This is a genomic window from Pseudomonas sp. BAY1663 (assembly GCF_000582595.1).
GTDB classification, from domain to species: domain Bacteria; phylum Pseudomonadota; class Gammaproteobacteria; order Pseudomonadales; family Pseudomonadaceae; genus Stutzerimonas; species Stutzerimonas stutzeri_AF.
This window is the reverse complement of sequence record NZ_AZSV01000026.1, coordinates 1-14,964: the sequence shown is the minus strand read 5'-3', so window position 1 is coordinate 14,964 and position 14,964 is coordinate 1. Positions and strand designations below refer to the sequence as shown.

At 66.8% G+C, this 14,964-nt stretch carries 11 protein-coding genes, 1 pseudogene and 1 riboswitch; of the genes and pseudogenes, 8 read left to right on the top strand and 4 right to left on the bottom strand.

Annotated features, from left to right (window positions below):
• Positions 1-24: 24 nt before the first annotated feature.
• Together BAY1663_RS09735 and BAY1663_RS09730 are read right to left on the bottom strand one after the other, a co-directional pair.
• Complete coding sequence (locus BAY1663_RS09735; RefSeq protein ID WP_037040005.1) at positions 25-834, bottom strand: aldo/keto reductase; 810 nt, start codon at positions 832-834, stop codon at positions 25-27.
• Positions 831-2,006, bottom strand: coding sequence for an FAD-binding oxidoreductase (locus tag BAY1663_RS09730; protein ID WP_037040003.1), 1,176 nt, complete (start codon positions 2,004-2,006; stop codon positions 831-833). Before BAY1663_RS09730 ends, BAY1663_RS09735 begins: the two co-directional genes overlap by 4 nt.
• Before the next feature lie 369 nt (positions 2,007-2,375).
• On the opposite strand from BAY1663_RS09730, the gene waaA reads away from it, so the two are divergent.
• Complete coding sequence (gene waaA, locus BAY1663_RS09725; protein WP_037039999.1) at positions 2,376-3,644, top strand: lipid IV(A) 3-deoxy-D-manno-octulosonic acid transferase; 1,269 nt, start codon at positions 2,376-2,378, stop codon at positions 3,642-3,644.
• 159 nt (positions 3,645-3,803) lie between these two features.
• Here waaA and BAY1663_RS09720 read toward each other — a convergent pair whose 3' ends face one another.
• A complete protein-coding gene (locus BAY1663_RS09720) occupies positions 3,804-5,258 on the bottom strand; it encodes a TolC family outer membrane protein (RefSeq protein ID WP_037039997.1) in 1,455 nt (484 codons plus the stop codon).
• Between the two features lie 185 nt (positions 5,259-5,443).
• Positions 5,444-5,550, top strand: a riboswitch (TPP riboswitch).
• Between the two features lie 98 nt (positions 5,551-5,648).
• Here BAY1663_RS09720 and thiC point away from each other — a divergent pair.
• The gene (thiC, locus tag BAY1663_RS09715; protein WP_037039995.1) at positions 5,649-7,532 is read left to right on the top strand and encodes a phosphomethylpyrimidine synthase ThiC; all 1,884 of its coding nucleotides are present in this window, start codon (positions 5,649-5,651) and stop codon (positions 7,530-7,532) included.
• A gap of 51 nt (positions 7,533-7,583) precedes the next feature.
• Here the strand turns inward: thiC and BAY1663_RS09710 are convergent, their stop codons facing one another.
• A complete protein-coding gene (locus BAY1663_RS09710; protein ID WP_037039992.1) occupies positions 7,584-8,321 on the bottom strand; it encodes an RsiV family protein in 738 nt (245 codons plus the stop codon).
• A gap of 373 nt (positions 8,322-8,694) precedes the next feature.
• On the opposite strand from BAY1663_RS09710, the gene BAY1663_RS09705 reads away from it, so the two are divergent.
• From BAY1663_RS09705 to BAY1663_RS09680, 6 genes and pseudogenes are all read left to right on the top strand, one after another.
• Positions 8,695-9,312 (top strand): NUDIX domain-containing protein, encoded by a 618-nt coding sequence (locus BAY1663_RS09705; protein ID WP_037039990.1) that lies wholly within the window; start codon positions 8,695-8,697, stop codon positions 9,310-9,312.
• On the top strand, positions 9,309-9,755 hold the full coding sequence (locus BAY1663_RS09700) for a DUF1249 domain-containing protein (RefSeq protein ID WP_037039988.1): 447 nt from the start codon (positions 9,309-9,311) through the stop codon (positions 9,753-9,755). Before BAY1663_RS09705 ends, BAY1663_RS09700 begins: the two co-directional genes overlap by 4 nt.
• Before the next feature lie 152 nt (positions 9,756-9,907).
• A complete protein-coding gene (gene cpdA, locus BAY1663_RS09695; protein WP_037039987.1) occupies positions 9,908-10,723 on the top strand; it encodes a 3',5'-cyclic-AMP phosphodiesterase in 816 nt (271 codons plus the stop codon).
• Between the two features lie 294 nt (positions 10,724-11,017).
• Positions 11,018-11,623, top strand: a complete 606-nt coding sequence (locus BAY1663_RS09690; protein ID WP_037039986.1) for a YqiA/YcfP family alpha/beta fold hydrolase — start codon at positions 11,018-11,020, stop codon at positions 11,621-11,623.
• Between the two features lie 144 nt (positions 11,624-11,767).
• A complete protein-coding gene (gene parE, locus BAY1663_RS09685) occupies positions 11,768-13,654 on the top strand; it encodes a DNA topoisomerase IV subunit B (protein WP_037039985.1) in 1,887 nt (628 codons plus the stop codon).
• A 283-nt stretch (positions 13,655-13,937) separates the two neighbouring features.
• Positions 13,938-14,964: pseudogene (locus BAY1663_RS09680) on the top strand (esterase-like activity of phytase family protein); the annotation flags it as partial.

Below are 14,964 nucleotides of genomic sequence, written 5' to 3'. Positions count from 1 at the left end.
GGAAAAGACTAGCCCAGTTGCCGCTCAATTGCCCATCAGGACGGCGGCCGCAGCATGCACGTTGTCGGTGAGGTGGCGCGGGTTGATGGTGCCGATGATGGCGCCGCTCACGCCGGGTTGCCGGAACAGCAGCTCGAAACTGCGTCGTACCGGATCTTCGCCCGACCCGAGGCAGGCGTGGCCGCTGGCCAGGGCTTTCTTGATCAGAATGCCCTTGCCGTGGGTCGCGGCATAGTCGATCACCGGGCGTTCGGCCTGTTCGTTGAGGTTGTAGGTCACCATCGCGCAATCGCCTTGCTCCAGCGCCAGCAGCCCGCCTTCGACGGTCTTGCCGGAGAGGCCGAACGCCAGGATCTTGCCTTCGCGCTTGAGCTCGGCGAGAGTCGGGTAGACCTCGCTATGTTGCAGGATTTCCAGATCGTTGCCGCTCGAATGCACCAGTACCAGCTCGATCCGGTCGGTGCGCAGGCGCTTGAGGCTGCGTTCGACGGAGAAGCGCGTGTGTGCAGCGGAGAAGTCGAAGCGTGACTGGCCGTTCTCGAACTCCTCGCCCACCTTGCTGACGATCACCCATTCGTCGCGCTGGCCGGCCAGCAGCGGCCCAAGGCGCTCCTCGCTGACACCGTAGGCCGGTGCGGTGTCGATCAGGTTGATCCCCAGCTCGCGGGCGAGCGCCAGCAACTGGCGTGCCTGCACGTCGTCGGGAATGGCGAAGCCATTGGGATACTTCACGCCCTGGTCGCGGCCCAGCTTGACCGTGCCCAGGCCCAGCGGGGAGATCGTCAGGCCGGTGCTGCCGAGCGGACGATGCAGGCCATGCAGGGTCTTGTTCATGGCAGCAGGCCCTCCCAGAACGGTTTGCTCAGCGCTGGGCGCGGCAGTGGCGGTGGTGCGGGATGCTCGCCGGGACGAATGCCGTCGCGGGCGAGGGCGGCTTCGACGCGGTCGGAGAAGTCCGGCGACAGCGCCAGCTTGGTCGGCCAGCCGACCAGCAGGCGACCCTGCTCGGCCAGGAAAGCATTGTCCGGGCGGGCCAGGCTGGATTGCGCCGGCTCGGCGCGGTCGACGCGCAGGGTGGCCCAGTGCGCGGCGGAAAGGTCGATCCAGGGCACCAGTTCGGCCAGTTCCTGCTTCGCCGCGGCGATCTGGCGGGCCTCGTCGCGCGCCACGCCCTCGGCTTCGGCCAGGTCGCCGCCGAGATACCAGACCCACTGACCGTCCGCTGCCGGGTGGCTGGTCACCGTGACCCGTGGCTTGGTTCCGCCACCCAGGCAGTGGGCATAGAGCGGTTTGAGCGTCGGCGCCTTGAGCATCACCATGTGTAGTGGCCGGCGTTGCATGGCCGGTTGCTGCAGGCCCAGCGCGGCGAGCAGTTCGGCAGTGCCGCCACCGGCGCTGAAGACGATCCGTTGCGCGCGGATCGCTCGTCCATCGACACATAGGCCGACCAATTCGTCGCCTTCACGCAGCGGCTCGATCCGTTCGCCTGCCAGCAGGCTGTCGCCGGCCAGCTCCGCCAGGCGGGCAATCAGGCTCGGCACGTCCAGCACCAGCTCGCTGAGGCGGTAGACCTTGCCCTTGAACCGTGGGTGCTGCAGCGCCGGTGGCAGCTCGTCGCCCTTGACCTGGCCGACCCGCGAGCGCACGGCCTTGCTGGCGAAGAAGCTGGTGAGGTTGCCGGCCAGGGTGCCCGGCGACCACAGGTAATGCGCATCGGACAGCAGGCGGACACCGCTGAGGTCCAGCTCGCCGCTACCCTCGAGCGCCTCGCGCCAGCGCCGCGGCATGTCGGCGATGGCTTCGGAGGCGCCGGTCAGCGCGCCGTGCAGTGCGTACTTGGTGCCGCCGTGGATGATGCCCTGGGATTTCACGCTCTGTCCGCCGCCCAGTGCACCTTTCTCCACCAGCAGTGTGGCGAAACCCTGCTGGCGCAGGCGTGCATTGAGCCAGAGGCCGGCGACACCGCCGCCAACGATGAGGACGTCGGTGCTGAGGGATTCGGGCATGGGCAGACCTCGCCTGTAAAGCTGTAAATACGGGGCGGCAGTATAACCCGGAGCCCGGCCAGCGCCGTCATGGGGCCGGTGTGCACTGGCTGCTTTGTTGCTGTTGTGGGAGGCCCGCCCCGGGGCGATGCTTTTGATTCTCGGGCAGGCCTGCGGCCTGCATCGCCGCGAGGTCGCGCCTCCCACAGGGGACGGTTGTGCTGGCTGCTTTTTGTGGGAGGGTCGCCCCGGGGCGATGCTTTGAGACTCGCCAGGCTCGCGGGCAGGTATGAAGGCCCTAAGGCCGCCGTTCCCCATTTGGCGCGCATACACTGACCAGCTTCCAGCTTCCAGCTTCCAGCTTCCAGCTTTCGAGTAAACTCCGCCTCCATGAACCGTACCCTCTATACCCTGCTGTTCCATCTCGGCCTGCCCCTGATCTTCCTGCGTCTGCTCTGGCGTGCCTGGCGCGCGCCGGCTTACGCGCGGCGCATCGGCGAGCGCTTTGCCATCGGCCTGCCGCCGCTCGCGCCGGGCGGTATCTGGGTACATGCGGTATCGGTGGGCGAGAGCATCGCCGCAGCGCCGCTGATCCGCGAACTGATGGCGCGTCACCCCGGGCTGCCGATCACCGTCACCTGCATGACGCCGACCGGCTCGGAGCGCATCCAGGCGCTGTTCGGCGACCGGGTACAGCACTGCTACCTGCCCTACGACCTGCCGTGGGCCGCGGCGCGTTTTCTCGATCGCGTGCGGCCGAGGCTGGCGGTGGTGATGGAAACCGAGCTCTGGCCCAACCATATCCACCAGTGCGCACGCCGCGGCATTCCGGTGGCGCTGGCCAATGCGCGGTTGTCCGAGCGCTCGGCCCGCGGCTATGCGCGCTTCGCCCGGCTGACCGCGCCGATGCTGGCCGAGCTGAGCCTGATAGCAGTGCAGACTGCGGCCGAGGCCGAGCGCTTTCGCCAGCTGGGTGCGCGCCCGGCAAGCGTCGAGGTGACCGGTTCGATCAAGTTCGACCTGAGCATCGATCCGGCACTGCTGGAGCGGGCGGCGGCGTTGCGCACGCAGTGGGATGCCCGGCAGCGGCCGCTGTGGATCGCCGCCAGCACTCATGTCGGCGAGGACGAGATCGTCCTGGCGGCGCACCGGCAGTTGCTGGCGCAGCATCCGCAGGCCCTGCTGGTGCTGGTGCCACGGCACCCGGAGCGCTTCGCCGCGGTGGCCGAGCTGTGCCGCAAGGAGGGTTTTGCCAGCGTGCGGCGCTCCCAGGGCGAGGCGGTCGGCGCCGGGATCGAAGTGCTGGTCGGCGACACCATGGGCGAGCTGCTGTTTCTCTATGCGCTGGCGGATGTCGCCTTCGTCGGCGGCAGCCTGGTGCCCAATGGCGGGCACAACCTGCTGGAGCCGGCGGCACTGGGCAAACCGGTGCTCAGTGGCCCGCACCTGTTCAATTTCCTCGAGATCGCCGCGCAGCTGCGTGACGCCGGTGCGTTGCGGGAAGTGGCCAGTGCGGCCGAACTGGCGAGTGCGGTCGAGGCGCTCTGGAGCGATCCGCCCCTTGCCGAGCGGATGCGTACGGCGGGACTGATGGTGTTGCGGAACAATCAGGGCGCGCTGCAGCGGTTACTGGCGGGGCTGGAGCGGTTGGTTCGATAGCGCGCACCGACCCAGCCTTCACATTTCTTTTGGCAGTCCTTCGGCCTGCATCGCCGCGAGGTCGCGCCTCCCACAGGGTTCGGTGTGCACCGGCTGCTTTGAGTGGGAGGCCCGCCCCGGGGCGATGCTTTCAAGATGGCAGGCCTGCGAGGGTGCCCCCTAATAATCCATCCGCACCGGCTGGCCGATGGTCTGCGGCAGGTCCGGCGGCAGGAAGTCGCTATCCGGGTCGTAGTCGGGCTTGAGGTAGGCGGCCAGCTCCTGCAGGTCGCCCGGGTTGAGCGTACCGGCGGCCTGTTTCAGGCGCAGGTTGTCGAGGATGTAGTCGTAGCGTGCGTCGTTGTAGTCGCGCACGGCCGCGTACAGCCGGCGCTGGGTGTCGAGCACGTCGACGATGTTGCGGGTACCCACCTGGTAGCCGATCTCGGTGGCTTCCAGGGCGCTCTGGTTGGAGATGATCGACTGCCGGCGCGCCTGTACCTGTTCGATATCGGTGTTCACCGCCCGGTGCAGGTTGCGCGTGGTTTCGACCACCTGCCGGCGCAGGCTTTCGCGCTGCTGTTCGCTCTGGCTGAGCAGGTGATAGGCCTCGCGGCTCTGCGAGCTGGTCAGGCCGCCGCTGTAGATAGGGATGTTCAGCTGCAGGCCGATGCTGCGCTGCTCGGCATCGCCGGTGTAGCGCGGCAGGTCGAAACCCGGAATGCTTTGGGTATTGCTGAACCCCAGCAAGTCATTGTCGCCCTTGCGGTAGGACGCCACCGCATCGAGCGTCGGCGCATGGCCGGCGCGGCGCTGGCGCAGGGTCTCCTCGGCGGCGGTCACCGCGTAGTTCACCGCCAGCAGGTTGAGGTTCTGCTGCGTGGCGGTATCGACCCAGGCCTTGGCGTCGTTCGGCGTCGGCGCCAGCACCGGCAGGGTGTGGCGGATGCCTTCCAGGGCGATGTATTCGCGGTTGGTCAGGGTGAACAGCGCCTGGAAGGCGTCATCCACCTGGCGTTGGGCGATGAGGCGGTTGGCGCGTGCGGTATCGAAGCCGGCCTGGGCCTCGAGCACATCGGTACGGTCGGACAGGCCGACCTCGAAGCGCTCGTTGGCCTGGTCCAGTTGGCGCTTGAATGCGGCTTCCTCGGCCTTCAGCGCGGCCAGGTTGTCCTGCGCGCGCAGCACCGCGAAGTAGGCCTGGGCGCTCTGCAGGATCAGGTCCTGTTCGGCGACCGAATATTCCAGTGCCGCCTGCTCGCCGACGGCTTCGGCGGCCTTGAGCTGGAACCAGCGGTCGGCGCGGAAGAGCGGCTGGCTCAGGGTGGCCTGGTAGGCGGTGCCGCTGCGTGACAGCGAGCTTGAGCCCATGCTGGTGTCCACGTCGGTCTCGGTATCGCTCAGGTCGGCACCGGCGCTGAGGTTGGGCAGCAAGCCCGCTCGCGCCTGGGGCACGACTTCCTGGCGGGCGCGGAACTGCGCGCGGGCCGCGGCCAGGTCGGCGTTGTTGTTGACGGCTTGCTGATAGACGCTGACCAGGTCGGTCTTGCTGGCGAGCGGAACGGGGCTTTCCGCCCAGGCCGCTCCGCTGGAGAGGGCGGCCACGGCAAGAGCCAGGGGAAGTCTGCGCAGCATTTTGGATTCATCCTGAACAAAGCTGATGGGCAAGGCTAAGCGGCACGTGGCGGAGGGTCAAGGCGGGCGTACGCGCCGTCCGCCGGGTTTCGACGCGCATGGCATCGGGGCGCGAAAATGACCGAACGGTCGGCGATTTGCTCCGGCGCGATGGTTTTCCCTGCGGCTCTTGATTAGACTCACTCCCGTTCTTGTCGGGGTGCCTTGAAGCGAAGGCTGAGATCGGACAGTTCCGGATCCCGTTGAACCTGATCAGGTTAAGGCCTGCGTAGGGAACAAGATGTCCTCGCCCGCCTCTTGGCGAGTCTCTAGCCGCCGCTGCGGCGCCCCCGATGCCCTTGATCCGCCGTGTTGCTCAGGTTCGCTCCGACATTTCCCCAGGAGAAGCCGATGAGCGTGCAAACCAACAAGAACCTGAGCGAGTCCGCCCAGGTCGACCAGCAGTCCATCCAGCCCTTCCCGCGTTCGCAGAAGGTCTATGTGCAGGGCACACGAGCGGATATCCGCGTGCCGATGCGCGAAATCAGCCTCGATGTCACGCCCACGGACTTCGGTGGCGAGATCAACGCCCCGGTCACCGTCTACGACACCTCCGGCCCCTACACCGACCCGAATGTGCAGATCGACGTGCGCAAGGGCCTGGCCGACGTGCGCAGCGCCTGGATCGAGGATCGCGGCGACACCGAGAAGCTGCCGGGGCTGACCTCCGAATTCGGCCAGCGCCGCCTCAACGACGCCGAACTGACCGCCATGCGCTTCGCCCACGTGCGCAACCCGCGCCGGGCCAAGGCCGGTCACAACGTCAGCCAGATGCACTATGCCAAGAAGGGGATCATCACCCCGGAGATGGAATTCGTCGCCATTCGCGAGAACATGAAGCTGGCCGAGGCCCGCGAGGCCGGGCTGCTCAAGGAACAGCACGCCGGCCACAGCTTCGGCGCGTCGATTCCCAAGGAAATCACCCCCGAGTTCGTCCGCCAGGAAGTCGCCCGCGGCCGCGCCATCATCCCGGCCAACATCAACCACACCGAGCTGGAGCCGATGATCATCGGCCGCAACTTCCTGGTGAAGATCAACGGCAATATCGGCAACTCGGCGCTGGGCTCCTCCATCGAGGAAGAAGTGGCCAAGCTGACCTGGGGCATCCGCTGGGGTTCGGACACGGTGATGGACCTGTCCACCGGCAAGCATATCCACGAGACCCGCGAGTGGATCATCCGCAACTCGCCGGTGCCGATCGGCACGGTGCCGATCTACCAGGCGCTGGAGAAGGTCAATGGCATCGCCGAGGATCTGACCTGGGAGCTGTTCCGCGACACCCTGATCGAGCAGGCCGAGCAGGGCGTGGACTACTTCACCATCCATGCCGGCGTGCTGCTGCGCTACGTGCCGCTGACGGCCAAGCGCGTCACCGGCATCGTCTCGCGCGGCGGCTCGATCATGGCCAAGTGGTGCCTGGCGCACCATAAGGAGAATTTCCTCTACACGAACTTCGAGGAAATCTGCGAAATCATGAAGGCCTACGACGTCAGCTTCTCGCTGGGCGACGGCCTGCGCCCGGGCTCCATCGCCGATGCCAACGACGCCGCGCAGTTCGGCGAGCTGGAAACCCTCGGCGAACTGACCAAGATCGCCTGGAAGCACGATGTGCAGTGCATGATCGAAGGCCCCGGCCACGTGCCGATGCAGATGATCAAGGAGAACATGGACAAGCAGCTGGAATGCTGCGACGAGGCGCCGTTCTACACCCTCGGCCCGCTGACCACCGACATCGCCCCGGGCTACGACCACATCACCAGCGGCATCGGCGCGGCGATGATCGGCTGGTTCGGCTGCGCCATGCTCTGCTACGTCACGCCGAAGGAGCACCTCGGCCTGCCGAACAAGGATGACGTCAAGACCGGCATCATCACCTACAAGATCGCCGCCCACGCCGCCGACCTGGCCAAGGGCCATCCCGGTGCGCAGATCCGCGACAACGCCCTGTCCAAGGCGCGCTTCGAGTTCCGCTGGGAAGACCAGTTCAACCTCGGCCTCGATCCCGACACCGCGCGCGCCTTCCACGACGAGACGCTGCCGAAGGAATCGGCCAAGGTCGCGCACTTCTGCTCCATGTGCGGGCCGAAGTTCTGCTCGATGAAGATTACTCAGGAAGTGCGCGAATACGCTGCCGAGCACGGCCTGACCGACGAGCAGAAGGCTATCGAGGCGGGCTTCGCCGAGCAGTCCTCGCGCTTCAAGGACGAGGGCTCGGTGATCTACAAGCAGGTGTGACCGGCGAGGCGTGGCGAAGCGGGCCGGTGGAGTCCGGTCCGCTTCCTGTCCTCAGAGGTATTCCGCTTTCAGGATGCCCTTGAGCTGGTCATGGGGAATGAACAGCTCGGGGTGGCCGCTGGAGTAGGGCGCGATGCTGTAGACGTCGTACTTGAGCAGCACCCGATCCTTCAGCAGCGCGATATGCGCGGTCTGCTGGAACGGCCAGAAGTCGATGAATTCGGCATCCTGGGCATGCCCGTTCTCCGCCAGCCAGCGCTGGTGGGCCTGGCGTGCGACGCGCCAGAAGCTGCCTTCCTGCCCCGGGATCAGGACGTCCTCCAGGCGCAGTTCGCGGTCCCGCTTCCGGTCGTAGTTGATGAAGCCGCGCCCCGGCATGCCGTGGGCGCCGCCGGTATAGAGGTAGCTGGACAGCTCGACGACCAGGAGATCGCCATGCTGTTCGCGCAGCTTGGCCTGCAGGTAGCTGCTCCAGTTCGGCTCGGCAGTGCTGAGGAAGCGCTCCTGGTAGCCCTGCAGCGACTCGGGCAGCCGGTCGTCCGGAGCGTTGACGGTCATCCGCCGCAGGCGCTCGTCGATGAGCCGGTCCAGTGCTGGTTCGTCGGCGAACTGCAGGCTGTCGATGTTCACCAGCGGGCAGCTTTCCTCGTGGCAACCGGCCGGGCGCTGCTCGCTGAGGTTCCGGTGGACCTCGACGGAGCGCTCCGGGACAAGGTGCTGGCAGGCGCTCAGCAGCAGGGTGAGGATGACCAGGGTGATGGCGTTGCGGGTGGTGGCGGATGGGGTCATGGTTCGTCCATACGTGACGGTGCGCTTTCGATTGCCGAGGGGGCGCGAAGTTCGCGACACGCGGTCGGCGGAGTTTTCTCTGCGCGCGGTGGTCTGCAAAGGACTGCGCGGCAAATGTCGCCATGCGACGTTGCGGGACTTGGCAAGGGACCATCGTCCGCGTCCGCGTCCGCGTCCGCGTCCTGCCGTCCTGCCGTCCTGCCGTCCTGCCGTCCGGCCAGGGCGACATGTGGCGCAGCGACGCGGCTTGCGACGAGGCGGGAACAGACCCTACGATGACCACGGAGACCGCTCACGAAGTGACGGCTGTAGTCAGTCCGATGCTGCCTCGAAGAGGCTGGCGGCGGATCAACCGATATGTGAGTAGTGCCCCATGAGCGAGACCTTCAAGCCCGGCCCGGATGATGTCGAGATCCTTCGTCGAGAGCAATGCTTCAGCGGTTTCTACCGGCTGGAACGCCTGCACCTGCGTCATCGCCAGTTCAGCGGGCTGATGGGCGCGGAGCTGAGCCGCGAGCTGTTCGTGCGCCACGATGCCGTCTGCGTACTGCCCTACGACCCGCGTCTGGACCGGGTCGTGCTGATCGAGCAGTTCCGTGTCGGGGCGCTGGGCAAGGTCGAGAATCCGTGGCTGATCGAGCTGGTGGCCGGGTTGATCGACAAGGACGAGCAGCCCGAGGAGGTCGCACGGCGCGAGGCGGTCGAGGAGGCGGGGCTCGAGTTGGGGGCGCTGTGGCCGGTCAGCCAGTATTTTCCTTCGCCTGGCGGCAGCGACGAGCGTGTATACCTGTACGTCGGCCGCTGCGACAGCGAAGGCGTCGACGGCATCTTCGGCCTGGCCGAGGAGGGGGAGGACATCCGCGTGCACGTCTGGCCCCTGCAGCAGGCGCTGCAGGCCGTGGACGATGGGCGCATAGACAATGCTGCGAGCATCATCGCCCTGCAATGGCTGGCCTTGAATCGCGAGCGGGTGCGGGGGGAGTGGACATGAGAACGGTGCGTGAACGTTACCGAGTCGACCTGCTCGAACTGCAGGCAGCCTGCGAGGCCAACTACCTGCGGCTGATGCGCTTGCTGCCGCAGATGCGCCAACCGTGCGAGACACGCCGCATCGCCATCAGCCAGGGCGACCTGCTGCTCGGCGTGCTGGTGCTCGAGGTGCTGGAAAGCTGCCCCTACACCACCACCCTGCGGGTCAGCCAGGAACACTGCCTGAGCTGGCTGCCGGTGCCGCAGATGGAGGTGCGGGTGTACCACGATGCGCGCATGGCCGAGGTCGTTCGCGCGGAGAACACGCGGCGCTTCCGCGGCATCTACCACTACCCCAACGCGCAGATGCATCAGCCGGACGAGAAGAATCAGCTCAACCTGTTTCTCGGCGAATGGCTGGGGCATTGCCTGGCCTGCGGGCACGAACTGGAGCCGGTGGTCTGATCCGTTAGAAGCACGGAGCACCAGGAGGGTGCGAATGTCTAGGCCCAGGGAGTGGTCGCGCGGTTCTGTGATCCAGGCCCACATCCCGAGGTTTACCCCTCCGATTGGCTCCTACCATAATTCCGTTGCGATTTCGCTCGAGGAGAAGGGCCTTGCCTGGTGCGTCCCTGACTGCTGTTGAAGATTCGGTATTGCTGGTGCAGCTTACCGACAGCCACCTGTTCGCCGAGGCGGACGGCAAGCTGCTGGGCATGGATACCTGCGACAGTCTGCGGCAGGTGATCGAACTGGCCATCGACGAGCAGCCGCGTATCGACCTGGTGCTCGCCACCGGCGACCTGTCGCAGGATGGTTCGGTGGCGTCCTATCAGCGTTTTCGCCGCATGGCCGAACGCATCGAGGCGCCGGCCCGCTGGTGCCCCGGCAATCACGACGAATTGTGTGCAATGCGCGAGGCGACCCGCGGCACCGCGCTGATGGAGCCGGTGCTCGAGCTCGGCGGCTGGCGGGTGGTCATGCTCGATACCCTGGTGGCCGGTTCGGTGTACGGCATGCTGCGTGGCGATCAGCTCGAACTGCTCGAGCAGGCGCTGCGCGAGGCCCCCGATCAGCATCACCTGGTCTGTCTGCACCACCATCCGGTGTCCATCGGCAGCCGCTGGATGGACAGCATCGGGCTGCGCAACCCCGAGGCGCTGTTCGAGGTGCTGGATCGCCATAGCAATGTCCGCGCCCTGCTCTGGGGGCATATCCACCAGGAATTCGACCAGTGGCGCAACGGCGTGCGCCTGCTGGCGTCGCCCTCCACCGGCGTGCAGTTCGCGCCGCGCAGCGAGGCTTTCCAGATCGATAGCCAGGCGCCGGGCTACCGTTGGCTGCGCCTGTATGCCGATGGCCGCCTGGAGACCGGGGTCTCGCGCGTCAGCGGTATCGATTTCGAGGTGGATTACAGCGTCAAGGGATATTGAAGGCCGTAGGGGGCGGGGCAGATTCGCGAAGGGGTGTTACGCCCGCGGATGGGTATGTCTCGCAGGCATGGCTCGCCCCCGCGGATATGCTGAAGGCCTTCTTGTAGGCGCGGGCCATGCCCGCGAAAAGGCAGCCGCACCTGTCCCTGGGGTTGTTCGCAGGCATGACCTGCTCCTACAGGGGTAGTCGGCGTAGGGTTGCGAATGTGAATGCGTTGTCTCCCATGGGCTTCACGGGTTGCAGGAGGTATCGGCTGCCTTGTAGCCTTGCCCTTTTTCCATCGAACTGTATCCATGTCCAGTTGCCCGCCCTCGATCCTCTATATCCACGGCCTCAACAGCTCGCCGCTCTCGCAGAAGGCCAGCCGGCTGAGCGTCGCGCTGGACGGTCTCGGCCTGGCCGATCGCCTGCGGGTTCCGGCCTTGCACCATCATCCCCGGCAGGCCATCGCACAGCTCGAGGCCTGCATCGCCGAGCTCGGGCGCCCCGTGCTGGTCGGCAGCTCGCTTGGCGGCTACTATGCGACGCACCTCGCCGAGCGTCATGGCCTGAAGGCCCTGTTGATCAATCCAGCGGTGACGCCGCACCGACGATTCGACGGCTATCTCGGGCCGCAGACCAATCTCTACAGTGGCGAAGTCTGGGAACTCACCAAGGATCACGTGGCGGCGCTGGCCGAGCTGGAAACCGCGCCACCGCAGGATACCGGGCGCTACCAGGTATGGCTGCAGACCGGTGACGAAACGCTCGACTACCGCGATGCGGAGCGCTTCTATCGCGGCTGTGCGCTGCGCATCCAGGCCGGCGGCGACCATGGTTTCCAGGGCTTCGACGAGCGCCTGCCGGCGCTGCTGGCCTTTGCCGGCTTCGACCCGCAGACGTGGCAGGGGCGGCTCTGAGCGCAATGGCCTCGACCACTGGGCGCAGGCAGACGTCCGCAGCTCGGCGAGCCTGCCCGGCAGGCGCCACTCCTGGTCGGTGCGCCGATTTTTTCGCGGCCCGCACGGGCCGATCGTTCAGAACATAAGGACAGTGCCAGACAGATGTCGTATACCGCAGAAGCCATCGAGGTCCTCTCCGGCCTCGATCCGGTGCGCAAGCGCCCGGGCATGTACACCGACACCACGCGGCCCAACCACCTGGCCCAGGAAGTCATCGACAACAGCGTCGACGAGGCCCTCGCCGGGCATGCCCGTTCGGTCCAGGTGATCCTGCACCAGGACAATTCGCTGGAAGTGATCGACGACGGCCGCGGCATGCCGGTGGACATCCACCCGGAAGAGGGCGTGCCGGGCGTCGAGCTGATCCTCACCAAGCTGCATGCCGGCGGCAAGTTCTCCAACAAGAACTACCAGTTCTCCGGCGGCCTGCACGGGGTCGGTATCTCGGTGGTCAACGCGCTGTCGACGCGGGTGGTGGTGACCGTCAAGCGCGACGGCAACGAGTACCGCATGAGCTTCGCCGACGGCTTCAAGGCCAGCGATCTGGAAATCGTCGGCAGCGTTGGCAAGCGCAACACCGGCACCAGCGTACAGTTCTGGGCCGACCCGAAATATTTCGACTCGCCGAAGTTCTCCATCAGCCGCCTCAAGCACGTGCTCAAGGCCAAGGCCGTGCTGTGCCCGGGGCTGAGCGTCAGCTTCGAGGACAAGAGCACCGGCGAGAAGGTCGAGTGGCATTACGAGGATGGCCTGCGCTCGTACCTGGTCGATTCGGTCAGCGACTTCGTCCGCCTGCCCGACGAGCCCTTCGTCGGCGCGCTGGCCGGCAACACCGAGGCCGTGGACTGGGCGCTGCTGTGGCTACCCGAGGGTGGCGACAGCGTCCAGGAAAGCTATGTCAACCTGATCCCCACCGCCCAGGGCGGTACCCACGTCAACGGCCTGCGCCAGGGTCTGCTGGATGCCATGCGCGAATTCTGCGAGTTCCGCAGCCTGCTGCCGCGCGGCGTGAAGCTGGCGCCCGAGGACATCTGGGAGCGTATCGCCTTCGTCCTCTCGATGAAGATGCAGGAGCCGCAGTTCTCCGGGCAGACCAAGGAGCGGCTGTCCTCGCGCGAGGCCGCGGCGTTCGTATCCGGCGTGGTCAAGGACGCCTTCAGCCTCTGGCTCAACGCCCATCCGGAACTCGGCCTGCAGTTGGCCGAACTGGCGATCAGCAACGCCGGGCGCCGCCTCAAGGCGGGCAAGAAGGTCGAGCGCAAGAAGATCACCCAGGGCCCGGCGCTGCCGGGCAAGCTGGCCGACTGCGCCGGGCAGGACCCGATGCGCGCCGAGCTGTTCCTGGTCGAGGGCGATTCGGCCGGCGGCTCGGCCAAGCAGGCGCGGGACAAGGAATTCCAGGCGATCATGCCGCTGCGCGGGAAGATCCTCAACACCTGGGAAGTGGACGGCGGCGAGGTGCTCGCCAGCCAGGAGGTCCACGACATCGCCGTGGCCATCGGCGTCGATCCGGGCGCTGCCGACCTCGCGCAACTGCGCTACGGCAAGATCTGCATCCTCGCCGACGCCGACTCCGATGGCCTGCACATCGCCACGCTGCTCTGCGCGCTGTTCGTCCAGCACTTCCGCCCGCTGGTGGAGGCCGGCCACGTCTACGTCGCCATGCCGCCGCTGTACCGCATCGACCTGGGCAAGGACATCTTCTATGCCCTCGACGAAGCCGAGCGCGACGGCATCCTCGAGCGCCTGGTGGCCGAGAAGCGTCGCGGCAAGCCGCAGGTGACGCGCTTCAAGGGCCTCGGCGAGATGAACCCGCCGCAGCTGCGCGAGACCACCATGGACCCCAACACCCGCCGGCTGGTGCAGCTGACCCTGGACGACGTCGACAACACCCGCGAGATCATGGACATGCTGCTGGCCAAGAAGCGCGCCGGCGACCGCAAGAGCTGGCTCGAATCCAAGGGCAACCTGGCCGAGGTGCTGGTTTGATCCGCCGCTGGTTAGGGTCCGTTGCCGTTTCGTCGCGAGCCGCGTTGCCGCGTCAAATGGCGCCAGGCAAGGCGCGGGACGCAGGTAATGGTGGTTCCCTTGCCAAGTCCCGCAACGCCGTATGGCGCCATTTGACGCGCAACCCTTCGGGCCGGGCCGGTTTTCGCGCGGTGCGGCGTTTTTCGTCGTTCATTTGGAATGACCACAAAAACGCCTGGAGCGTTTTGCGCGCAAGCCCCGAAGGGGTGAAGCACAGGGATGTGCTGAACAAACTTCACTCCTCATGCCTTGCTCCGCGCAAAAACCGGCTCCGGCGCGGCCGCGAACGAAGTGGCAACGGACCCTAGCGCTTTTGTGCCTCGCTGCGGCGCCGCTGTACGCCAGCGACGCACCGGTGGAACTGAAGCTGCTCAGCGAGCATCCGCTGGAAGGCATGCCCGACGGCAACCTCTCCGGCCTGGCCTGGTGCGGCGATGCGCTGTGGGCCGTGTCCGATCGCCAGGACGACCAGCTGTTTCGTCTGGATACCGGCACCACGCCCTGGCAGGCCGAGGCGGAGCGCTTCGAGTTGCCGCCGCCAGCGAACAGCGGCTTGCCCTGGGGCATGCGCATACGCGCCTGGGTCAGCGGCCAGGTGCGCGGCGGGCAGATGGACTTCGAAGGGCTCAGCTGCGACGCCCTGGGCAATCGCTATCTGGTCAGCGAGGCCCATGCCGCGGTGCTTCAGGTAAGTCCGGCCGGTACCGCGCAATGGCTGCCGTTGCCCGATTCGCTGGTGCGCCAGGCGCGCGCCAGCGGCATGCTGCTGCACTTCAACGCGATGCTCGAAGGCATTGCCGTCGACCCGAATGCCGAACGCCTGTGGCTGGCCGCCGAGCGCGAGCGCCGCGGGTTGTTGGTGCTGCATCGTCAGCAGAGCAGCTGGCAATGCACCGGCAGCTGTGTGCTGATGTCCGAAGGTGGCAGCGAACTGCCGCCGGCGGCACTGGGGGACACGCCGGTGTCGCGCAGTTTCTCGGCGCTGTCGTTCTTCGACGGCAAGCTGTTCGTCCTGGAACCATCGGCCTACCGGCTCTGCCGGCGCGACCCTGCCAGCGGAGCGGTCGAGCGCTGCTGGTCGTTCGCCGCCGAGGCGCTGACCGAGGAACGCCGCTACTCGGCGCTCTACGGCAACGTCGAAGCCTCTGGGTCGATGCCGAGGGCGCCTGGATCGGCGTCGACAACAATGGCATGCGGCGTGGCGACGGCGAGAAGCGCCCGGTCGTCTGGCGCTTCGCCGCGCCCGCGGGCGGCTGGAGCGCCCAGCGGTG